The organism is Streptomyces sp. BHT-5-2, from assembly GCF_019774615.1.
GTDB lineage: Bacteria > Actinomycetota > Actinomycetes > Streptomycetales > Streptomycetaceae > Streptomyces.
This window is the reverse complement of sequence record NZ_CP081496.1, coordinates 1,966,863-1,988,009: the sequence shown is the minus strand read 5'-3', so window position 1 is coordinate 1,988,009 and position 21,147 is coordinate 1,966,863. Positions and strand designations below refer to the sequence as shown.

Sequence of the window (21,147 nt, the reverse complement as noted above, 5' to 3'; positions counted from 1 at the left end):
CCTGGAGGCGTGACAAAAACGCTACCAGAGCCATCCGGGACCGTCACTCGTTTGTGCGATAGGTCACTTGACCCAAAGCGCTCGGGAAAGTGATGAAAATTAGGGGGGTTTACGGGGGGTAACCCAGGATGCCGCCGGCTCGAACAGTGAACCCCTATCAATATGAATGGCGCGTTAACTTTTCCATTGTCGCGGAACTTCTCGGGCGACGGAACGTCTTCGGTCACGGCACAGAATTCCGGCCACCGGCCGGATGCCGCCGCTCAGCCCGCGGCCCCGCCCCAGGCCGGCACCTCGTCGGAGCCCCGGCCCGGCGCCCCGCCGGACACCCCGGCCGCCTCCGCCGCCCCCCGCTCCTCCTGGAGCCGCCGTGCATACCCCGCCAGCCGCTTCCCCAGATTCACACTCACCGCACCGACCAGCCGGCCCGCCCGGTAGTGCGCCTCCACCAACTTCTCCGACCCCGGCTCGCCCTCCTCGACGACCACCCGGTCCCCGGTCCCCGGCAGCCCCACCGACTTGATCCGCAGCCCGAACGCCGACGTCCAGAACGACGGCACATGCGCATACGACCCGGCCGCCGCCGGCCCCGCCAACAGGTTCCGCGCCGCCGACTCCCCCTGCGCCGCCGCGTTGCTCCAGTGCTCCAGCGCCACCGGCCCGTCCGCCGACCGCACCGCATCGCACCGCGCCACGTCCCCGGCCACCACGATCCGCGGATCGATCCCCCCGGCCGCCCCCGTCACACCCACCTCACCCAGCGCACCCGCCACACCCGGCACCTCCGCCGTCCGCGCGAACAGCCGCTCGTCGCAGTGCACCCGCCCGCCCGGCAGCGCCAGCCCGGACCCCACCAGCCATCCCGTGGCCGGCACCATCCCGATCGCCACCACCGCCACCTCGGCCGGCAGCACACTCCCGTCGGCCGACTCGACCCCGGCGACCCGCGCCCCCTCCGCACGAAAACCCCTCACCCCGATGCCCATTCGCAGCTCCACCCCGGCCCGCCGCGCCGCCGCGGCCACCACGTCCGGCACCGTCCCGCCCAGCGCCCGCAACGGTCGCCCGAACGGCTCCAGCAACGTCACCCGCACCCCGAGCCCCAGCCCGACCAGCGACGACGCCAACTCCACCCCGACGAAACCCGCCCCGACGACCACCACCTCACGGGCCCCGCCGTCGACCGCCGCACGCAGCGCCCGGACGTCGTCCAGCCCCCGCACCGTCAGCACCCCGGCCGGCACCTCCCCGGGCCAGGCCCGCGCCCGCGCCCCGGTCGCCAGCACCAGCCCGTCGTACGGCAGCTCCACGCCGTCGGCCAGCCGCACCCGGCGCCGCTCCCGGTCCAGCCCGACGGCCGCGGTCCCCCGGACCCAGCGGGCGCCGAAGTCCTCGGCGCCCGCCAGCCGGATGTCGTCCGCGGTGAGCGTCCCGGACACCACCTGCTTGGTCAACGGCGGCCGGTCGTAGGGGAGTTCCACCTCGTCCGACACCACCGTCAGCGCCCCGGAGAACCCCCGGGCCCGCAGCTCCCCGGCGGCCCGGACACCGGCCAGGCCCGCGCCCACCACCACGACCTCGCGCAAGGCTCAGGCCCCCTCGACCGAGATCGCCCGCACCGGGCACGCCCGCGCCGCGGCCGCCACCTTCCCCGCCAACTCCGGCGCCGGGTCCGGCGTGACGACCAACTGCTCGTCGTCGTCCAGCGCGAAGACCTCCGGCGCCACCAGCGCACACTGCCCCAGCCCGTCGCACAGCCCGTAATCGACCGAGATCCGCACCGTCATGTCCGCCAACTCCCCTTAATCCCATGCCAGTTACGCGACCGGGGAACATCCCCGCCGCACCCGCACCCGTCCGCGGTCGGCGGCACGCCCCGCACCGGACCGCCCCGCCGACCACCGGGACGCCCCTACTCCGCCGCCCGCGCGTAGCGCAGCGGCAGCTCCTCCAGCCCCCGGATCGCATCCGAGGCCAGCCATCGCACCTCGTCCGCCGGCACCCCGAGCTCCAGCGTCGGGAACCGGTCCAGGATCTCGGTCAGCGCGATCGTCGCCTCCTGCCGGGCCAGCCGCTGCCCCAGGCAGAAGTGCGGCCCCATCCCGAACGCGACATGCTGCGCGGTGGCCCGCCCGAGGTCGAAGGTGTGGCCGTCCGCCCGCACCTCCGCGTCCCGATTGGCCGCGTTCAACAGGAACCGCACCAGCTCGCCCTTGCGGATGGTGACCCCACCGGCCTCGATGTCCTCAAGTGCCACCCGGTTCACCGTGGTCATCGCCGACCCCCGGAACCGCAGCGCCTCCTCCACCGCCGCCCCCACCAACGACCGGTCCGCGCGCAGCGCGGCCAGCTGCTCCGGGTGGGTGAGCAGCTCGTACAACGCGTTGGCCAGCAGGTTCGTCACCGTGTCGTGCCCCGCGATCAGCAGCACCGCGGCGAACGACGACAGCTCCTCGTCCGTCAGCCCGGTACCGTCCTCGAACCGCGCCGCGATCAGCTCACCGAGCAGGTCCTCCGTCGGCTGCGCCCGCTTGGCCCCGATCAGCCCGACGCAGTACCCGAACAGCTCGCCCGCCGACGTCTGCATCGCCTCCAGCGACGGCGCCGCCGAGATGTCCATCGCCCACTTCCGGAACGGGTCCCGGTCCTCGTTCGGCACCCCCAGCAGATCGCAGATCACCTCCAGCGGCATCGGGTAGGTGAACGCGTCGATGAAATCCACCGTCCCGCTGTCGCCCAGCTTCTCCAGCAGCTGCCGGGTGATCTCCACGATCCGCGGCTCCAGCCGCCGCACCGCCTTCGACGCGAACGCCGCGGTCACCAGCCGCCGGTAACGGGCGTGCCCCGGGTCGTCCTGTTCGAGCAGCATCACCTGCAGCCCCGGGACCAGCGCCCCGTGCGGCGCATGCGTGTGGACGTCGTTGGACAGCCGCGGATCGCTCAGCAGCTCCCGGGTCAGCGGCGCGCTCAGCACCGTCCAGGTCTCCTGCTGGTTCAACTGCCGCGTACGGACGATGTCGTGGTCGGCGGCGAGCCGCGCGAGCTCCTGCTCCAGACCCGCCGTGGCCGCCAGCTCGGCCAGATCGATTGCCTCGGACATGACGAACTCCCCCTGGATGTGCCATGGATGACGGGCCCCCGGCCCAGGACGCGACGCACCCGCCACAGCCCCGGGCCGACCGACCCCGAGAAAACCGCACCGGACACCGCGGTCCGACGGCTGAAACACACCGGACACCGACGCCCGGCGGCTGAAAACGCCCGGGTCCTACGCCCTAGTCCCGGAGCAACTGAACGGCCTGCCGGGCGAGTTGCTCGTCCATCGCGCCCGACCGGCTTCCGGCGATCCCCGACCGCATCAGGGCCGCCCCCTCGACCAGCGCCACGAACGTCTCGGCCCGCGCCCGGCAGAAGTCGGCGGACCACTCCGGCCGCCCCTGCTGCACATACGCCTCGACGTGCGCCACGTACTTCAGGTAGAACTCCCGGACCACCGCGGCGATCTCGTCGTCCCGCGCCGCCAGCGCCCACACCTCGACATACAGCCGGACGAGCTGGGGGTCCTCCTGCTCGGCCAGGACCACCGCGACCACCTCGGCGGGCTCCGCCCGACCGCCCTCCGGCACCTCGATGACCGTCGGGTCCTCCCGGCTCATCCGCAGCCCGGTGGTCTCCGCCAGCCGCTCCAGCGACCGGTCCAACGCCCGCTCCAGCACGGCCTTGATCAGATCCGCCCGGGTCGGGAAGTAGTGCTGCAGATGCCCGACCCGCACCCCCGCCTCACCGGCGATGGCCCGCAGCGACGCATCCGCGTTGCCCTTGGCGACCAGTACGGACTCGGCGGCATCGAGCAGACTCGTCCGCCGCAGGTTCCCCTGCCGCGTCAGCTGCGGCTTGCCGCCGCCTTTCTCCTCGCTCATGACACCGTGACCTCGACCCCTGCCTTCTCCAGCGCGGAGACGACGTCCTGCGGCACCGGCGTCATCTCGGGGAACACCACCCCGGTGGGCGCCTTCGCACCGTCCGCACCCAGCACCCGACGCAGCCCCAACAGCCCGCCCAGCGCGGTCAGATGAGCCTGCCCCGCGGCATCCCGGACGATCGCGGTGCGCTGCTCCCCGCCCCGCCCGCGGACGTCGATCCGCAACAGCGCACTGCCGCCCTCGCCCGGCGAGTACAGCATCCCGCGCCGCGTCTTCTCGAACGAGTCGCCGCGTCCCCACCGGAAGAACCCGGTCTTCTTCAGCGCCAGCAGCGTGGACGTCGACGAGTTCGCACTGAACCCGATCCGGGTGATCGCCGTGTCCACCCCCAGCACCAGCGGCAGCGTGAACTGCTCCGGCGTGTCGAGCCGCGCCACCTTCGTCCGGTGCTCACCGATCTGCACGAACCCGGCATCGCTCAGCGGCATGATCATCCGCCGCTCGCCGTTCTCCGTGACCTCGTAGTCCAGCCCCAGCCGGTCCATGAACTCCACGGAGTCGGTGCCGGCCCGGTCCTTCAGGTCGTACCGGATGGCGATCTGCACCCCGGCCGCCCCGCCCAGCTCGGCCGCCAGCGCCGCGGTGACCAGCGCGCTGACCCCGCCCATCCAGCTCGACGACAGCAGCACCGGCGCGGTCGGCGGATTGACCGCCGCCACCGCCGTGGCCCGCTGCAACCGCGCCGTCCACCGCGTGATGTCCACATACGGCACCCCGCCGCGGATGGCGGCCAGCATCACCCGGTCGTCCGGGTCGTTCACCGTGCTGATCACGGCCCGCACCTTCGCCGCGAACGGCTCCGGATCACCCAGGTCCCAACGCCGCACCTCTGCCCCGACCTCGTCGGCCAGCGCCCGCCCCTTCTCGGGCGTACGCCCGGTGAGCAGTAACGGCCATGAGGGGGCGGCGAGGCGGGCCAGATCACCGCCGACGGTCCCGTAACCGCCGACCACGAGCACCGGACCATTCACATCAAGCTGGAGGTCATCGTCCACACCGCAGACATTAGGTCAAGCGACCTAGAATCGGCAACGCCCGCCATTGTCGCCCCCGTCACATAGAGTCGTCATCCCACGGGCCGTCACCTCCGGCCCCCACCCCAGGAGTTGAGCCCCCCATGCTCATCGAGCACGTCCTCCCCCCGCACGCCGTAGGCGAGGACACCCTCGGTGACCCACCCCTCACCACCCCCACCGGCCTCTTCCCCGTCGAGGAACGCGAGATCGCCCACGCCGGCGAGAAGCGCCGCCGCGACTTCGTCACCGCCCGCCGGTGCGCCCATCGCGCCCTCGCCCGCCTCGGCCTCCCCCCGACCCCGGTCCCGCCCGGCCCCACCGGCGCCCCCACCTGGCCCCCCGGCATCACCGGCAGCATCACCCACTGCGCCGGCTACCGCGCCGCCGCCGTCGCCCGCACCACCGACCTCCCCCACCTCGGCATCGACGCCGAGCCCCGCGCCCCCCTGCCCGACGTAGTCCGCGACGGCATCACCACCCCCACCGAACGCACCCACCTCCATGACCTCACCGCCACCCACCCCGACATCCCCTGGGACCGCCTCCTCTTCAGCGCCAAGGAATCCGTCTACAAGACCTGCGCCCCCCTCGCCCCCCGCCCCCTCCAATTCGACGACGCCGAAATCACCTTCGCCCCCGACACCCGCACCTTCACCGCCCGGCTCCTCCTCCCCTGGCCCGCCGGCATCCCCGCCCCCGTCCTCCCTGGCCGCTGGCACACCGCCCACGGCATCCTCCTCACCGCCACCACCCTCCCCCACCCCGCCTGACCCCACCCAGGCTCTACCTGCCCCCACCCGGGCTTTCCTGAGATACAACGCAAGGACATACAACGCAAAAAAGCCTCGTTCCCCGAGTCGAAACTCGGGGAACGAGGCTTAATCAAAACTTGTTCGGCGGCGTCCTACTCTCCCACAGGGTCCCCCCTGCAGTACCATCGGCGCTGAAAGGCTTAGCTTCCGGGTTCGGAATGTAACCGGGCGTTTCCCTAACGCTAAAACCACCGAAACACTATGAAACTTAGAACAACCGTTGGTCTGTTCGTGGCTTCAGAACCAACACAGTGGACGCGAGCAACTGAGGACAAGCCCTCGGCCTATTAGTACCAGTCAACTCCACACCTTACGATGCTTCCATATCTGGCCTATCAACCCAGTCGTCTACTGGGAGCCTTACCCCATCAAGTGGGAGGGAGCCCTCATCTCGAAGCAGGCTTCCCGCTTAGATGCTTTCAGCGGTTATCCTTTCCGAACGTAGCCAACCAGCCATGCCCTTGGCAGAACAACTGGCACACCAGAGGTCCGTCCGTCCCGGTCCTCTCGTACTAGGGACAGCCCTTCTCAAGACTCCTACGCGCACAGCGGATAGGGACCGAACTGTCTCACGACGTTCTAAACCCAGCTCGCGTACCGCTTTAATGGGCGAACAGCCCAACCCTTGGGACCGACTCCAGCCCCAGGATGCGACGAGCCGACATCGAGGTGCCAAACCATCCCGTCGATATGGACTCTTGGGGAAGATCAGCCTGTTATCCCCGGGGTACCTTTTATCCGTTGAGCGACGGCGCTTCCACAAGCCACCGCCGGATCACTAGTCCCTACTTTCGTACCTGCTCGACCCGTCAGTCTCACAGTCAAGCTCCCTTGTGCACTTACACTCAACACCTGATTACCAACCAGGCTGAGGGAACCTTTGGGCGCCTCCGTTACCCTTTAGGAGGCAACCGCCCCAGTTAAACTACCCACCAGACACTGTCCCTGATCCGGATCACGGACCCAGGTTAGACATCCAGCACGACCAGAGTGGTATTTCAACAACGACTCCACACCAACTGGCGTTGGCGCTTCACAGTCTCCCACCTATCCTACACAAGCCGAACCGAACACCAATATCAAGCTATAGTAAAGGTCCCGGGGTCTTTCCGTCCTGCTGCGCGAAACGAGCATCTTTACTCGTAATGCAATTTCACCGGGCCTATGGTTGAGACAGTCGAGAAGTCGTTACGCCATTCGTGCAGGTCGGAACTTACCCGACAAGGAATTTCGCTACCTTAGGATGGTTATAGTTACCACCGCCGTTTACTGGCGCTTAAGTTCTCAGCTTCGCCAACCCGAAGATTGACTAACCGGTCCCCTTAACGTTCCAGCACCGGGCAGGCGTCAGTCCGTATACATCGCCTTACGGCTTCGCACGGACCTGTGTTTTTAGTAAACAGTCGCTTCTCGCTGGTCTCTGCGGCCACCCCCAGCTCAGGAAGCAAGTTCCCTCACCAGAAATGGCCCCCCTTCTCCCGAAGTTACGGGGGCATTTTGCCGAGTTCCTTAACCATAGTTCACCCGAACGCCTCGGTATTCTCTACCTGACCACCTGAGTCGGTTTAGGGTACGGGCCGCCTTGAAACTCACTAGAGGCTTTTCTCGACAGCATAGGATCATCCACTTCACCACAATCGGCTCGGCATCAGGTCTCAGCCTTAACGTGCGACGGATTTGCCTATCACACGGCCTACACCCTTACCCCGGGACAACCACCGCCCGGGCTGGACTACCTTCCTGCGTCACCCCATCGCTTACCTACTACAAGTCTGGTCCGTCGGCTCCACCACTCCCCTCAACTCCGAAGAGATCAGGGCGGCTTCACGGACTTAGCATCGCCTGATTCAGTACTGGGCGCTTCAAAGCGGGTACCGGAATATCAACCGGTTGTCCATCGACTACGCCTGTCGGCCTCGCCTTAGGTCCCGACTTACCCTGGGCAGATCAGCTTGACCCAGGAACCCTTAGTCAATCGGCGCAAGAGTTTCCCACTCTTGTATCGCTACTCATGCCTGCATTCTCACTCGTGAACCGTCCACAACTCGCTTCCACGGCTGCTTCACCCGGCACACGACGCTCCCCTACCCATCACAACAGGCGTTAGCCCTCATGCTGCAATGACACGACTTCGGCGGTGTACTTGAGCCCCGCTACATTGTCGGCGCGGAATCACTTGACCAGTGAGCTATTACGCACTCTTTCAAGGGTGGCTGCTTCTAAGCCAACCTCCTGGTTGTCTCTGCGACTCCACATCCTTTCCCACTTAGCACACGCTTAGGGGCCTTAGTCGATGCTCTGGGCTGTTTCCCTCTCGACCATGGAGCTTATCCCCCACAGTCTCACTGCCGCGCTCTCACTTACCGGCATTCGGAGTTTGGCTAAGGTCAGTAACCCGGTAGGGCCCATCGCCTATCCAGTGCTCTACCTCCGGCAAGAAACACACGACGCTGCACCTAAATGCATTTCGGGGAGAACCAGCTATCACGGAGTTTGATTGGCCTTTCACCCCTAACCACAGGTCATCCCCCAGGTTTTCAACCCTGGTGGGTTCGGTCCTCCACGAAGTCTTACCTCCGCTTCAACCTGCCCATGGCTAGATCACTCCGCTTCGGGTCTAGAGCGTGCAACTCAAACGCCCTCTTCGGACTCGCTTTCGCTACGGCTTCCCCACACGGGTTAACCTCGCTACACACCGCTAACTCGCAGGCTCATTCTTCAAAAGGCACGCAGTCACGACGCAAAGAACAAGTCTCTGCGCGACGCTCCCACGGCTTGTAGGCACACGGTTTCAGGTACTATTTCACTCCGCTCCCGCGGTACTTTTCACCATTCCCTCACGGTACTATCCGCTATCGGTCACCAGGGAATATTTAGGCTTAACGGGTGGTCCCGCCAGATTCACACGGGATTTCTCGGGCCCCGTGCTACTTGGGTGTCTCTCAAACGAGCCGCTAATGTTTCAGCTACGGGGGTCTTACCCTCTACGCCGGACCTTTCGCATGTCCTTCGCCTACATCAACGGTTTCTGACTCGTCCCACAGCCGGCAGACTGCAGAAAAGAGATCCCACAACCCCGCACTGGCAACCCCTGCCGGGTATCACACCAATACGGTTTGGCCTCATCCAGTTTCGCTCGCCACTACTCCCGGAATCACGGTTGTTTTCTCTTCCTGCGGGTACTGAGATGTTTCACTTCCCCGCGTTCCCTCCACACTGCCTATGTGTTCAGCAGCGGGTGACAGCCCATGACGACTGCCGGGTTTCCCCATTCGGACACCCCCGGATCAAAGCTCGGTTGACAGCTCCCCGGGGCCTATCGCGGCCTCCCACGTCCTTCATCGGTTCCTGGTGCCAAGGCATCCACCGTGCGCCCTTAAAAACTTGGCCACAGATGCTCGCGTCCACTGTGCAGTTCTCAAGCAACGACCAGCCACCCACCACCCCAACCCGAAGGCTGAGTTCACTGGGGCCGGCGTTCGAAGGGCAAGCAACGCTCGCACCCTCAGACACCCAACAGCGCGCCCGACCCGACCAGATGAGACCCCGCGTTCCACGCCGAAGCAGTACTAACAGTCCCCATCACGATCGTGCCGAATAGTCAACGTTCCACCCATGAGCAACCAGCATCAGACACTCGCTGATGTACTGGCCTCTGACCAAACCGAAGCCTGGTAAGAAGTGCTCCTTAGAAAGGAGGTGATCCAGCCGCACCTTCCGGTACGGCTACCTTGTTACGACTTCGTCCCAATCGCCAGTCCCACCTTCGACGATTCCCTCCCACAAGGGGTTGGGCCACCGGCTTCGGGTGTTACCGACTTTCGTGACGTGACGGGCGGTGTGTACAAGGCCCGGGAACGTATTCACCGCAGCAATGCTGATCTGCGATTACTAGCAACTCCGACTTCATGGGGTCGAGTTGCAGACCCCAATCCGAACTGAGACCGGCTTTTTGAGATTCGCTCCACCTCACGGTATCGCAGCTCATTGTACCGGCCATTGTAGCACGTGTGCAGCCCAAGACATAAGGGGCATGATGACTTGACGTCGTCCCCACCTTCCTCCGAGTTGACCCCGGCAGTCTCCTGTGAGTCCCCATCACCCCGAAAGGCATGCTGGCAACACAGAACAAGGGTTGCGCTCGTTGCGGGACTTAACCCAACATCTCACGACACGAGCTGACGACAGCCATGCACCACCTGTACACCGACCACAAGGGGGACCCTGTCTCCAGAGTTTTCCGGTGTATGTCAAGCCTTGGTAAGGTTCTTCGCGTTGCGTCGAATTAAGCCACATGCTCCGCTGCTTGTGCGGGCCCCCGTCAATTCCTTTGAGTTTTAGCCTTGCGGCCGTACTCCCCAGGCGGGGAACTTAATGCGTTAGCTGCGGCACGGACGACGTGGAATGTCGCCCACACCTAGTTCCCAACGTTTACGGCGTGGACTACCAGGGTATCTAATCCTGTTCGCTCCCCACGCTTTCGCTCCTCAGCGTCAGTATCGGCCCAGAGATCCGCCTTCGCCACCGGTGTTCCTCCTGATATCTGCGCATTTCACCGCTACACCAGGAATTCCGATCTCCCCTACCGAACTCTAGCCTGCCCGTATCGAATGCAGACCCGGAGTTAAGCCCCGGGCTTTCACATCCGACGCGACAAGCCGCCTACGAGCTCTTTACGCCCAATAATTCCGGACAACGCTCGCGCCCTACGTATTACCGCGGCTGCTGGCACGTAGTTAGCCGGCGCTTCTTCTGCAGGTACCGTCACTCTCGCTTCTTCCCTGCTGAAAGAGGTTTACAACCCGAAGGCCGTCATCCCTCACGCGGCGTCGCTGCATCAGGCTTTCGCCCATTGTGCAATATTCCCCACTGCTGCCTCCCGTAGGAGTCTGGGCCGTGTCTCAGTCCCAGTGTGGCCGGTCGCCCTCTCAGGCCGGCTACCCGTCGTCGCCTTGGTGAGCCATTACCTCACCAACAAGCTGATAGGCCGCGGGCTCATCCTTCACCGCCGGAGCTTTCCACACACAGAAGATGCCTCCGTGTGTCATATCCGGTATTAGACCCCGTTTCCAGGGCTTGTCCCAGAGTGAAGGGCAGATTGCCCACGTGTTACTCACCCGTTCGCCACTAATCCCCGACCGAAGCCGGTTCATCGTTCGACTTGCATGTGTTAAGCACGCCGCCAGCGTTCGTCCTGAGCCAGGATCAAACTCTCCGTGAATGCTTCCCCGTAATCGGGGCGAACACCACGAGAGCGGAACCACAAGGAGGAATAATCCCCGCGGTTCACAGCGTCCTCGCTGTGCGCCTCCCAAAGCTTTGGAAGGACTTTCAAAGGAACCTCGCCCCAACATGATGTTGGAGACGGGGTATCAACATATCTGGCGTTGACTTTTGGCACGCTGTTGAGTTCTCAAGGAACGGACGCTTCCTTCGGCCTGCCCTCGCGGGCTTCCTCCGGGCGCTTCCCTTCGGTCTTGCGTCTCCGACTCTATCAGACCCTTTCGGCCCTGATTTCCGCCGGTGCGATCCGGCCTTTCGGCTTTCTCGCGGTTCCGACCTTACCAGATCCGTTTCCGTCTCTGGCCCCCTGCCGGAGCGGGGCGGCCGTTTCGCTTTCGCTTTTCGGCCTTTCCGACTTTATCAGATCTTCTTTCCGTTCCGGTCCGCTTCTCGGTGAGTTGCGGGCGGTTCGAATTTCGATCCGATTCCCCTGTCGGCGGGGTGTTCACTACGTTAGCGGAATTCCTCGGTGACGCCTAATCAGACGCCCGGAACAAATTTCGACATGCGAAATTCAGTCCCGTTGAGGGGCCGTGCAGTAGTGGGTTGCCGCGAAGCGGCGGGATGGCTGTCCGGGGCCGTCGGCTCCGTGACAACTCGGAGAACACTACACGAGCGGTCGGGGTGCTTCAAACCCCTGTGGTGGAAGGGGCTGACGGGTGGGTTGAGGGCACGGTCGCACCTGCGCTCGTACAGCTGTGGCGGCCTGTCTGACGGCGGTCGCACCAGCGGAGTGTGCCTGACCACGGTCGTCGCTTCGGCGGCCGTTCGCCTTTCTCCGGTGGCGACGTGGAGGGGGGTTGGGCGGGTGTTGGGCCCGTAGGGGGGAGGGGAACGGATCCCGTAGGGGGTGGGAGGGCCCCCTGCGGGGCCACAACGGTGGGGGGGGGTGGGCGGTATTCCCGCAGGGGGCCGGGGGCTGCAAAGGAACGGAGCTGGGCCGTGCGGAGCCAGGCCACGGGGGCCGGGGACATGGTGGGCCCCGGAGATTGGGGATTGGGGATTGGGGACTGCAGAGAGGCGGGGCGCGGGGGGACTGGGGACCGTCGGGTGGCGGGGGTTAGTTGTTGTTGCCGGTGGCCAGTTCGCGGCTGCGGTCGCGGGCGGCTTCGAGGGCGGCGATCAGGGCGGCGCGGACGCCGTGGTTCTCCAGTTCGCGGATGGCGTTGATGGTGGTGCCCGCGGGGGAGGTGACGTTCTCGCGGAGCTTGACGGGGTGTTCGCCGCTGTCGCGGAGCATCACCGCGGCGCCGATGGCGGCCTGGACGATCAGGTCATGGGCCTTGTCGCGGGGCAGGCCGAGCAGGATGCCGGCGTCGGTCATCGCCTCCACGAGGAAGTAGAAGTACGCCGGGCCGGAGCCGGAGAGGGCAGTGGCGGCGTCCTGCTGGGACTCCGGGACGCGCAGCGTCTTGCCGACGGTCGCGAAGATCTCCTCGGCGAGGGTGAGGTGCGCGGCGGTGGCGTGGGTGCCGGCGGAGATGACGGACATCGCCTCGTCGACGAGGGCGGGGGTGTTCGTCATGACCCGGACGACCGGGGTGTCGGGGGCCAGCCGCTCCTCGAAGTACGAGGTCGGGATGCCGGCGGCGCCGCTGATCACCAGGCGGTCGGCGGGGACGTGCGGGGCCAGCTCCGTCAGGAGGGTGCCCATGTCCTGGGGCTTGACGGTGAGGATCAGGGTGTCGGCGGCCTTGGCGGCCTCGGCGTTGCTGACCGCCTCGACGCCGTAGCGGGAGCGGAGCTGTTCGGCGCGCTCCTGACGGCGGGCGGTGACCAGCAGGTCGGAGGGTGCCCAGCCACCGCGGATCATGCCGCTGAGCAGGGCTTCGCCGATTTTTCCGGTGCCGAGTACGGCGACCTTCTGGGCCATGCGTTCACCTCGCCGGTGGTGCGTGATCTGTCGGGGCCATCCTCGCACCGGGGGGTGCGGGGGTGTGCCGGGTGTCCACGGAGCGGTCGGTTCCGGCCACGGCCGCCGGTGGCCCCTCGCCCGCACCCCTTGCCGACCTTCGGCGGCCCTCAGGCGAGGGCTCTCGTGCCGCGGCCCTCGGGCGGCCGGCCCCGCATGACCGGCCTCGCCGCGCCGTGATCCGCGTCGCACTCGAAAGGATCCGCGATCGGTTTCGTCGGAATTGACCGTAAGGTCGGTGAACTTGTCCTTGCCAGCCGTCCCCCGTCCGAGGAGTGCCTTGAAGCGTCGCCCCGTCCGTGTCTGCGGTGCCGTCGCCGCGCTGTCCGCCTCCCTGCTGCTGTCCTCCTGCACGTCCCAGGGCACGGCCGTCAAGGGGAAGGCGGGCAGCGGCGGGGTGGGCGACCCGGTCTTCCCGGCGCTCGGCAACGGCGGCTACGACGTACGCCACTACGGCCTCGACCTCAGCTACGACGTGGCCGAGCAGCACCTGGACGGCACCGCCGCGATCACCGCCGAGGCCGGCGAGGACCTGCGCTCCTTCCAGCTCGACCTCCAGGGGATGACGGTGACCGGCGTCCGGGTCGACGGCCGGGACGCCGACTTCAGCCGTAAGGGGCACAAGCTGGTCGTCCGCCCGTCCGTCGGGATCGGCAAGGGCGACGAGTTCCGGACGACCGTCAGCTACCGGGGGACGCCGGAGGAGATGCAGGACATCGGCGGCGGCTCGGAGGGCTGGGTCAAGACCGCCGACGGCGCGTTCGTCTCCGGGGAGCCGGCCGGGACGATGACGTGGTTCCCCGGCAACAACCACCCCAGCGACAAGGCCGCCTACGACTTCCGGATCACCGTGCCGGAGCACTACACCGCGGTCGCCAACGGCGAGCTGAAGTCCAAGCGGACCACCGGCGGGCGGACCACCTACGAGTGGCACAACGCCGAGCCGATGGCCAGCTATCTCGCCACCGCGACCATCGGCAGGTTCGACGTCCAGGAGTCCCGCACGCCGCAGGGGCTGCCGGTCTACCTCGCGGTGGACCCGCAGGAGGCCAAGGCCAGCAAGGAACCGCTGTCCCGGCTGCCGGAGATCCTCGCGTGGGAGAGCAAGCTGTTCGGGCCGTATCCGTTCTCGTCGGCCGGCGCGATAGTCGACCACACCCCCGAGCGGATCGACTGGGGGGCGCTGGAGACCCAGACCAAGCCCGTCTACGCCGGGGCGCCGGACACCTCGACGGTGGTGCACGAGACCGCCCACCAGTGGTTCGGCGACTCGGTGACGCCGAAGACCTGGCGGGACACCTGGCTCAACGAGGGCTTCGCGACCTACGCCGAGTGGCTGTGGGAGGAGCACAAGGGCGGCCGCACCCCGCAGCAGCAGTTCGACGCGCTCTACGACTCCGACGAGGACGACGACCGCTGGGACTTCCCGCCGGGCCTGGTGCCGTCGCCCGCGGACGTCACCGGGACACCGGTCTACGAGCGCGGCGCGATGGTGCTCCAGCAGCTGCGGAACGCCGTCGGCGACAAGACGTTCTTCTCGATCCTCAAGGAGTGGCCGGAGAAGTACCGGCACGCCAACGCCGACAGCGAGGACTTCGTCTCCTTCTGCGAGCAGCGCACGGACGAGGACCTGACCGACCTGTTCGACGACTGGCTCTACGGGGAGGGCCAGCCGGACTGGGAGTACGAGGCGGCCTGAGGGCGAGGGGCGGGCGGTCCCTCGCCCCTCGCCCCTCGGTCACTGGTCCCCGAGATCCAGGTGCCCGAGCTTGTCCGGGTTGAGCACGGCGTCCACCTCGGTGATCAGCCCGCCGTGCACCGTGAAGGACAGCACCCCGGCCGAGTACGCCCCCGTCCCGTCGGTGAAGACCATCCCCGGCGCCCCGTTGACCTCCCGGACGTCCAGCCGCATGGCCGCCGGGTCGAAGCCGCGGGTGACCAGGCCCCAGACGTAGCGGGCGACCTTCTCCCGGCCCAGCACCGGCCGGCGGGCCGCGGTCACCTTGCCGCCGCCGTCCGAGCGCCACACCACCTCCGGGTCGAGGACGTTCAGCAGCGCCTCGAAGTCCCCGCCCATGACGGCCGAAAGGAACGCCTCGACGGTGCGCCGGTGCTCGGCCGCGTCGACGGTCCGGCGCGGCGCCTCGGCCCGCACCCGGCGGCGGGCGCGGGAGGCCAGCTGCCGCACCGAGTCCGGGGTGCGGCCGACCGCCTCGGCGATCTCCGGGAACGGCACCGCGAAGACGTCGTGCAGGACGAACGCGGTCCGCTCGGCCGGGGTGAGCCGCTCCAGGACGGTCAGCAGCGCCATGCCCACGGACTCGTCGAGGGTCACCCGGTCCTCGGGGCCGTCCGGCACACCGGCGCGGCCCGCCCCCGGGGACCCGCCGGCGGCGCCCTCCAGCACCGGCTCGGGCAGCCACGGCCCGACATACAGCTCGCGGCGGGCCCGTGCCGAGCCCAGCAGGTCGTAGCAGATCCGGCTGACCACGGTGGTGAGGAAGCCGCGCGGGCTCTCCACCGGCGGTTCTGCGGGCAGTGCCTGCCAGCGCAGCCAGGTCTCCTGCACCGCGTCGTCGGCGTCGCTGACCGTCCCCATGATCCGGTAGGCCACGGCCCACAGCCGGCCCCGGTGCTCCTCGAACTGCGCCAGCCGCTCCGCCCGGACCCGCTCGTCCGCCGCCCCGCGTCCCCGCTCCGTCATCGTCTGCTCCCGCCTCCCTGGCCCTCGGCCGCGGCCCGTTCACCGGCGGCCTCCGGGACGGGGACGACGCTACGGGGTGGAGTGTGACAGGGCGGGGCGCGGTCGGGGCACGGGTGCGTTCCGACGGGCACTGTCTGATGCCGACCAGAGGCCGACCAGATGCCAACCACCGGACGGGGACGGCCTGACGGGAACCGTCCGACGGCGACTGCCCGACGACGGCTGCCCAACGACGGCTGTCTGACGGGGAATCAGGGCGCGGGACGGCGGACGACGGTGAGGTCGAGGGCGTACGCCTCCTCGACCTGGCCGTCCGGGAAGACCTCCAGGAGCGCGGCCCGTTCGTCCGCCAGAACGGGCGCGGCGGCCGCCGGCCCGAGCGTGGCGAAGTACGAGCGGCTGCCGAGCATCGCGAGATGGGTGGCGAGCGGGACGGTGCGGGTCCAGTGCAACACCCGGGTCTCCGGGCGCAGGCCCAGCCCCAGACCGCGGATCAGATCGGCGGCCTCGGGAGCGACGCCGTGGGCGTGGTAACCGGGCAGCCGGCGGGAGAGCCGGGCCTCCTGGGCGGCGACCCACGGGGTGTCCGGGTCGGGCACGTTCCACCACAGCGCCAGCGCGCCACCCGGCCGCAGCACTCTCATCGCCTCCGGGACGGAACGGGCCGGGTCGGTCCAGTGCCACGCCTGCGCATAGCCGACGAGGTCGAAGGCGGCCTCGTCGGCGAACGGCAGCGCGTCGCCGCTGGCCCGCACCAGCGGGATGCCGGGGTGCCCGGCACGCAGTCGGGCGGCCATCGCCGGGCCCGGCTCCACGGCCGTGACCCGCGCGCCGCGCGCCCGGAGCAGCCCGCTCGCGATCCCGGTCCCGGCGCCGACGTCCAGTACCCGGGCCCCGGCGAGCGGCCGCCCCGCCAGCTCCTCGACGGCGTCGAACAGGGCCGGCGGATAGCCGGGCCGGGCGGCCGCGTACTGCGCGGCGACGGAGTCGAAGGCGCGGGAGAGGGTGCGGTGGTCGGGCGGCCAGGACACCTCTCGTGCTGACGACTGCGGCTGCCGGGTCGGCTGCGAAGCCCGCGGCGACTGTGGCTGCGGGGACGTCTGCGACGGCTCCGGCTGCGGTGCCTGTGATGACTGCGGTGACTGCGGTGACTCCGGTGGCGTCATGGCAGCCATCCTGCCCACGGCGGCGGCCCGAAGAACGGCACGGCGCCTTCGACGGGCGACGGCCCGGCCGCTCGGGCGGGCTCGGGCCCTACCGGCGCTTCTTCCCCGCGCCCTTGCCCTTCGTGCCGCGCGCCGCCGGGTTCCCCGCGCGGGTTCCCCGGCGGCGGACGTGCCGGTCCCGCGCCGCCTCGTACTCGGCGCGGCGGAGCTTCTCACCGGGCGCCTCGGTCAGACTGCGGCAGAAGTAGGCGAGCAGCGTGCCGATGAAGCCGATGAGCATCAGGCTCTGCATCGAGCGCTCGGAGGCGCTGTCGGCCGGCAGGTCCGAGCGGCGCACGAACCCGTCCCAGGTGCGGCGGAACGCCAGCGCGCTGCACACCGCGACGCCGGCCACCACCAGCCCGTTCACGAACCCGCCGACGGCGGCCTGCTCCAGCCCCTGGAAGGCGAACCGCAGCACCAGCCCGCCGAACGCGGCGAGCGCCAGCGACCCCACCGCGACACCGGCCCGGCGCAGCCCGTAGCCGCCGTCGTGCTCGACCCAGGTGGTGCCGAAGAAACGGATCTCCGCCGGCTTCGGCTCACCCGGGGTCGCGGTCCGCTGCGTGTCGCTCATGCCCCCGATTATCCCCGGGCGCCCCGGGGCCGTGCCGGACGGCCACCGGGCGCCCGACCCGCCGTCAGTCCATGCAGCTGGGCGCGACCATCCCGCTACTGCCGGTGTGGACGTAGGTGTCGGAGACGTACTCGCCGGGCCCGATGTTGTCCCAGAGGTTGGAGGTGCCGTACGGGCCGACGACCCACTGGCCGCGCATCTGGCAGCGGATCTGCACGCGGGCGCCTATCGGCAGTTGCCGGACCAGCGCGGTGTTGGTGCCCGCACCCTGGCGGACGTTGACGCGGTATCCGGGTGCGACGGGGTAGCTCGACCCGCCGGCGAGCGCGACGCCGGCGACCGCCGCACCGAGCGGGGCGGCCTCGGCCACCGCGTCGCCCACCGCGCCCGCCCCCGTGCCGTCCGCCGCGTCCGGTCCGGCGCTCCCCTGGAAATCCTGTGTGGTCATGCTGCTTCCCCCCGTTTACGGATGGCTGCCCGTCGTTGCCGGGCAGTGCGTGGCCGGGCGTCCGTTCGATGCCCGCGACGCGCACGCTAGCAAGCCTCACCCGTCCCGGACGTGCCATGGACTAGGCTCCGCGCGTCGCACTTGCGACCGAAAACACAGCGCTTCGCACGGGGAAGACACGGGGGTGGAACGATGCCGCCGCTGCGCGATTCCGGGTCCGGCCCGGAAGCGGATCGTCCGGAATACGCCGGGCAGTACCGCCTGGAGGCGCGGCTGGGCTCCGGCGGCATGGGCGTCGTCCACCTGGCCCGGTCCTCTTCCGGACTGCTGCTCGCGGTCAAGGTCATCCACGCCGAGTTCGCTCAAGACCCGGAGTTCCGGGGGCGGTTCCGGCAGGAGGTGGCCGCCGCCCGGCGGGTCAGCGGCGCCTTCACGGCCCCCGTCGTCGACGCCGACCCGGACGCCGAACGCCCCTGGATGGCGACCCTCCACATCGCCGGCCCGACCCTCTCCGCCCATGTGAAGCGGAACGGCCCGCTGGCTCCCGCCGAGGTGCGGCAGCTGGGCGCCGGGCTCGCCGAGGCGCTGCGCGACATCCACCGCGCGGGTGTGGTGCACCGCGACCTCAAGCCCGGCAACGTGCTGCTCGCCGCCGACGGCCCGAAGGTCATCGACTTCGGCATCTCGCGCCCCGACGACAGCGAGATGCGCACCGAGACCGGGAAGTTGATCGGGACCCCGCCGTTCATGGCGCCCGAGCAGTTCCAGCGGCCGCGCGAGGTCGGCCCCGCCGCGGACGTCTTCGCCCTCGGCTCGGTGCTGGTGCACGCCGCCACCGGCCGCGGCCCGTTCGACTCCGAGAGCCCGTATCTCGTCGCGTACCAGGTGGTGCACGACGAGGCGGAGCTGTCCGGCGTGCCGGACGAACTCGTCCCGCTGGTCGGGCGCTGCCTGGCCAAGGACCCGGCGGACCGCCCGACGCCGGACCGGCTGATGCAACTGCTGCGCACGGACGCGCCGATGACGCTGCCGGCCGACGTCGCGTCCCGCGGCGAGGCGCTGCCGGAGACGGTCACCGGCACCCGGATACCCGCCCCCCGGCGGCCGGTCCGCGCCGAGTCCACCCCGCCGCGCGCCGAGACCACGCATGTCCGCGCCCGTATGCCGGATGCGTCCCCCGCGCCCGCCGCCCCGCCGGCCGTACCGCCCGTTCCCGAGGCCACCCCTGGGAAAGCCCCCGGGGAAGCCCCCGGCCGGGATTCCGGGCGAGACTCCGAACGGGTTTCCGGGCGCGATGCCGGGAACGCCCGCGGGAAGAACACCCGCATGAGCCCCCCGACCAGCCCGCGGCAGGGCCGTCGTCGCCTTCTCCTCCGGGCCGCCACGGCGCTCGCCGCCACCGCCGCCGTCGCGGTCGCCGCCACCTGGGCCTTCACCGCCCTCGCCGGATCCTCCGACGACGACCCGGCCCTCCAGACCCACGCGTCCCGCGTCCCGCGCACCGCCTTCCACCCCTGGCGCACCACGATCGTCGAGCGGCCCGCCGGCCACAACGCCGAGATGCCCTACTGCACGGCCGGCACCGACGCCGTCTTCTGCGGCCAGTCCGGCCTTCCGGCGGCCCGACTCGCCCCCGGCACCGGTGAGGTGACATGGCGTCACAAGGGCGCCCCCGCAGGCCCGGAGGCCGCCTCCCCGACCGCACCCGTCCTCTCCGGCGGCTTCCTCTACGCCTTCACCGCCGACGGCAGGCGCCTGCTGGCCCTCGACCCGTCACCGCACGGCGACGGCGCCCTGCGCTGGAGCCTGGACGTCTCCCCCTACGAGGGCGGCGCCGCGGTGGTCGGCGACCGCATCCTCCTCGCCGCCGCCGACGGCACGATCACCGCCCTGGACACCGCGACCCACACCCAGCGGTGGCACAAGCGCTTTCCCGGCCACCGCATCCCCCACTTCACCACCTACGACGACCCGCACACCGCCTACGCCGCCGAAACCCTCACCAGCGGCCCCACCCCCACCACCCAACTCACCGCCATCAACCCCTCCGACGGCACGGTCCGCTGGTCCCACCGCCTCCCCGGCACCCTCACCCTCGCCGGCCCCACCGCCACCGGCGCCCTCTTCCTCACCATCGGCGACCCGATCTACGACGGCTCGGTGACCGGCGTGCTCCGCTTCGATCCGGCCACCCACCGCACCGACAAGCGCCCCCTCGCGGCGCCCCTGCACGGCGTCTCCGCCGCCGTCGAGGGCGAAACCGCCTACCTCCTCGCCGAGGGCGGCGCCCTCCAGGCCGTCGGCGACCGCACCTGGGACACCGAGACCTCCGTCAGCCGCGGCTCGGCCCCCGTCATCAGCGGCGACCGCCTCTACTTCACCGCCGCCGACGGCCGCCTGCTCGCCGTCGACACCACCTCCGGCGCCCTCCTCGGCCAGACCCCACCGCGCCTGACCGCCACCCGCCACAACGGGTTCCTCCAGGCACTCCCCGCCCCCACCCTGGACACCGCCCACGGCCGCATCTACGCCGCCTCCCCCGACGGCACGGTCTTCGGCGTGGCCACCGGCGACCCGGCCCACTGGTGAGGCCGCCGGGGCCGTCACCCTTCTTGGTCAGACGGACCGCGCGCTGTGCCGGTTGAGTTCCGCGACGTGGCCGCTCAGCGCGGCGGACACCGCGACCGGCTCGATGTCCTCGGGAGCCGCGTCCCACTCCACCCCGCCGCCCAGCGGCCGTAGTTGGAAACACGCCCCCTCGTGGTCCATGACCCGCCCGACCCGATCCCGCAGCCGGTCCCACACGATCTCGCCCTTCGCCGGGTCGCGGCCGCTCACGACAGCACGCCCCTGCCCCCGATGACGGCGGCCAACTTCCGCGCGGTCTGCGGGTTGCAGCGCCCCAACTCGATCAGCGGACGCGGCGGTTGACCGCAGTACGTCACCAGGTCGAGACCGAGCGACGGCAGCACGATGCCGTTCCGTTTCAGCGCGTCGGCCAATGCGCCGAGCGCCGCTTCCGCCTCGACGATGTTCTCCCTCGTCATGGAGCTGCTCCTTCTGCCGTTTCCCTGCCGGAGACGCCGGAGCACGACTACCGTACGTGTTCCGGTCATTACGAGAATGGCGAAGGAAAGGCGCGCGGACGCCGTTTGCGGACTGCGTTGCGTCGCCCCGAGCCGGACCGTGCCACACCTTCCACGGAGG

At 69.1% G+C, this 21,147-nt stretch carries 15 protein-coding genes and 3 rRNA genes; 3 read left to right on the top strand and 15 right to left on the bottom strand.

Translation table 11 applies throughout. The features are described from left to right. Positions 1 to 263: 263 nt before the first annotated feature. The 5 genes from K2224_RS08825 to K2224_RS08805 all read right to left on the bottom strand — a co-directional run bounded on the left by K2224_RS08825 (position 264) and on the right by K2224_RS08805 (position 4,942). Complete coding sequence (locus K2224_RS08825) at positions 264 to 1,586, bottom strand: NAD(P)/FAD-dependent oxidoreductase (RefSeq protein WP_260692409.1); 1,323 nt, start codon at positions 1,584 to 1,586, stop codon at positions 264 to 266. A 3-nt stretch (positions 1,587 to 1,589) separates the two neighbouring features. Further along, positions 1,590 to 1,787 carry a ferredoxin gene (locus tag K2224_RS08820; protein WP_221906038.1) on the bottom strand — a complete coding sequence of 66 codons (198 nt, stop codon included), beginning with the start codon at positions 1,785 to 1,787 and terminating at the stop codon, positions 1,590 to 1,592. A 125-nt stretch (positions 1,788 to 1,912) separates the two neighbouring features. Next, positions 1,913 to 3,100 carry a cytochrome P450 gene (locus K2224_RS08815; protein WP_221906037.1) on the bottom strand — a complete coding sequence of 396 codons (1,188 nt, stop codon included), beginning with the start codon at positions 3,098 to 3,100 and terminating at the stop codon, positions 1,913 to 1,915. Positions 3,101 to 3,275: 175 nt separating this feature from the next. Next, a complete protein-coding gene (locus K2224_RS08810) occupies positions 3,276 to 3,920 on the bottom strand; it encodes a TetR/AcrR family transcriptional regulator (protein ID WP_221906036.1) in 645 nt (214 codons plus the stop codon). Then, complete coding sequence (locus tag K2224_RS08805; RefSeq protein WP_221909512.1) at positions 3,917 to 4,942, bottom strand: saccharopine dehydrogenase; 1,026 nt, start codon at positions 4,940 to 4,942, stop codon at positions 3,917 to 3,919. Before K2224_RS08805 ends, K2224_RS08810 begins: the two co-directional genes overlap by 4 nt. A 158-nt stretch (positions 4,943 to 5,100) precedes the next feature. On the opposite strand from K2224_RS08805, the gene K2224_RS08800 reads away from it, so the two are divergent. After that, entirely contained in the window at positions 5,101 to 5,769 is a 669-nt protein-coding gene (locus K2224_RS08800; RefSeq protein ID WP_221906035.1) for a 4'-phosphopantetheinyl transferase, read from the top strand. Positions 5,770 to 5,890: 121 nt separating this feature from the next. On the opposite strand, the gene rrf is transcribed toward K2224_RS08800, so the two are convergent. The 4 genes from rrf to proC form a co-directional block, all read right to left on the bottom strand. Next, positions 5,891 to 6,007, bottom strand: a 5S ribosomal RNA gene (gene rrf, locus K2224_RS08795). A 71-nt stretch (positions 6,008 to 6,078) separates the two neighbouring features. Beyond that, positions 6,079 to 9,201: ribosomal RNA gene (locus K2224_RS08790) — 23S ribosomal RNA — on the bottom strand. Positions 9,202 to 9,503: 302 nt separating this feature from the next. Next, positions 9,504 to 11,032 (bottom strand): 16S ribosomal RNA (locus K2224_RS08785). The 16S, 23S and 5S rRNA genes sit together here, the layout of an rRNA operon. 1,122 nt (positions 11,033 to 12,154) lie before the next feature. After that, positions 12,155 to 12,967 carry a pyrroline-5-carboxylate reductase gene (gene proC / locus K2224_RS08780; protein WP_221906034.1) on the bottom strand — a complete coding sequence of 271 codons (813 nt, stop codon included), beginning with the start codon at positions 12,965 to 12,967 and terminating at the stop codon, positions 12,155 to 12,157. 319 nt (positions 12,968 to 13,286) lie between these two features. On the opposite strand from proC, the gene K2224_RS08775 reads away from it, so the two are divergent. After that, the gene (locus K2224_RS08775) at positions 13,287 to 14,705 is read left to right on the top strand and encodes a M1 family metallopeptidase (protein ID WP_221906033.1); all 1,419 of its coding nucleotides are present in this window, start codon (positions 13,287 to 13,289) and stop codon (positions 14,703 to 14,705) included. Between the two features lie 39 nt (positions 14,706 to 14,744). On the opposite strand, the gene sigJ is transcribed toward K2224_RS08775, so the two are convergent. The 4 genes from sigJ to K2224_RS08755 form a co-directional block, all read right to left on the bottom strand. Continuing rightward, positions 14,745 to 15,710 carry an RNA polymerase sigma factor SigJ gene (sigJ, locus tag K2224_RS08770; protein ID WP_221906032.1) on the bottom strand — a complete coding sequence of 322 codons (966 nt, stop codon included), beginning with the start codon at positions 15,708 to 15,710 and terminating at the stop codon, positions 14,745 to 14,747. Positions 15,711 to 15,961: 251 nt separating this feature from the next. Then, positions 15,962 to 16,741, bottom strand: coding sequence for a class I SAM-dependent methyltransferase (locus tag K2224_RS08765; RefSeq protein ID WP_260692407.1), 780 nt, complete (start codon positions 16,739 to 16,741; stop codon positions 15,962 to 15,964). Between the two features lie 223 nt (positions 16,742 to 16,964). Beyond that, on the bottom strand, positions 16,965 to 17,492 hold the full coding sequence (locus K2224_RS08760; RefSeq protein ID WP_221906030.1) for a hypothetical protein: 528 nt from the start codon (positions 17,490 to 17,492) through the stop codon (positions 16,965 to 16,967). A 64-nt stretch (positions 17,493 to 17,556) separates the two neighbouring features. Then, positions 17,557 to 17,940 carry an SH3 domain-containing protein gene (locus K2224_RS08755; protein ID WP_260692406.1) on the bottom strand — a complete coding sequence of 128 codons (384 nt, stop codon included), beginning with the start codon at positions 17,938 to 17,940 and terminating at the stop codon, positions 17,557 to 17,559. A 192-nt stretch (positions 17,941 to 18,132) separates the two neighbouring features. Here K2224_RS08755 and K2224_RS08750 point away from each other — a divergent pair, with 192 nt between their 5' ends. Then, positions 18,133 to 20,529, top strand: a complete 2,397-nt coding sequence (locus K2224_RS08750; protein ID WP_221906029.1) for a serine/threonine-protein kinase — start codon at positions 18,133 to 18,135, stop codon at positions 20,527 to 20,529. 27 nt (positions 20,530 to 20,556) lie between these two features. Here K2224_RS08750 and K2224_RS08745 read toward each other — a convergent pair whose 3' ends face one another. Continuing rightward, positions 20,557 to 20,778 (bottom strand): hypothetical protein, encoded by a 222-nt coding sequence (locus K2224_RS08745; RefSeq protein WP_221906028.1) that lies wholly within the window; start codon positions 20,776 to 20,778, stop codon positions 20,557 to 20,559. Continuing rightward, positions 20,775 to 20,987 (bottom strand): hypothetical protein, encoded by a 213-nt coding sequence (locus K2224_RS08740; protein ID WP_221906027.1) that lies wholly within the window; start codon positions 20,985 to 20,987, stop codon positions 20,775 to 20,777. Before K2224_RS08740 ends, K2224_RS08745 begins: the two co-directional genes overlap by 4 nt. Between the last annotated feature and the right edge of the window lie 160 nt (positions 20,988 to 21,147).

What these genes read in the sequence shown, in the direction of transcription:
- proC (WP_221906034.1), bottom strand. Translation starts at nt 12,967, where the DNA reads ATGGCCCAGAAGGTCGCCGTACTCGGCACCGGAAAAATCGGCGAAGCC.
- K2224_RS08740 (WP_221906027.1), bottom strand. Translation starts at nt 20,987, where the DNA reads ATGACGAGGGAGAACATCGTCGAGGCGGAAGCGGCGCTCGGCGCATTG.
- K2224_RS08760 (WP_221906030.1), bottom strand. Translation starts at nt 17,492, where the DNA reads ATGAGCGACACGCAGCGGACCGCGACCCCGGGTGAGCCGAAGCCGGCG.
- K2224_RS08750 (WP_221906029.1), top strand. Translation starts at nt 18,133, where the DNA reads ATGCCGCCGCTGCGCGATTCCGGGTCCGGCCCGGAAGCGGATCGTCCG.
- K2224_RS08820 (WP_221906038.1), bottom strand. Translation starts at nt 1,787, where the DNA reads ATGACGGTGCGGATCTCGGTCGATTACGGGCTGTGCGACGGGCTGGGG.
- K2224_RS08810 (WP_221906036.1), bottom strand. Translation starts at nt 3,920, where the DNA reads ATGAGCGAGGAGAAAGGCGGCGGCAAGCCGCAGCTGACGCGGCAGGGG.
- K2224_RS08815 (WP_221906037.1), bottom strand. Translation starts at nt 3,100, where the DNA reads ATGTCCGAGGCAATCGATCTGGCCGAGCTGGCGGCCACGGCGGGTCTG.
- sigJ (WP_221906032.1), bottom strand. Translation starts at nt 15,710, where the DNA reads ATGACGGAGCGGGGACGCGGGGCGGCGGACGAGCGGGTCCGGGCGGAG.
- K2224_RS08800 (WP_221906035.1), top strand. Translation starts at nt 5,101, where the DNA reads ATGCTCATCGAGCACGTCCTCCCCCCGCACGCCGTAGGCGAGGACACC.
- K2224_RS08755 (WP_260692406.1), bottom strand. Translation starts at nt 17,940, where the DNA reads ATGACCACACAGGATTTCCAGGGGAGCGCCGGACCGGACGCGGCGGAC.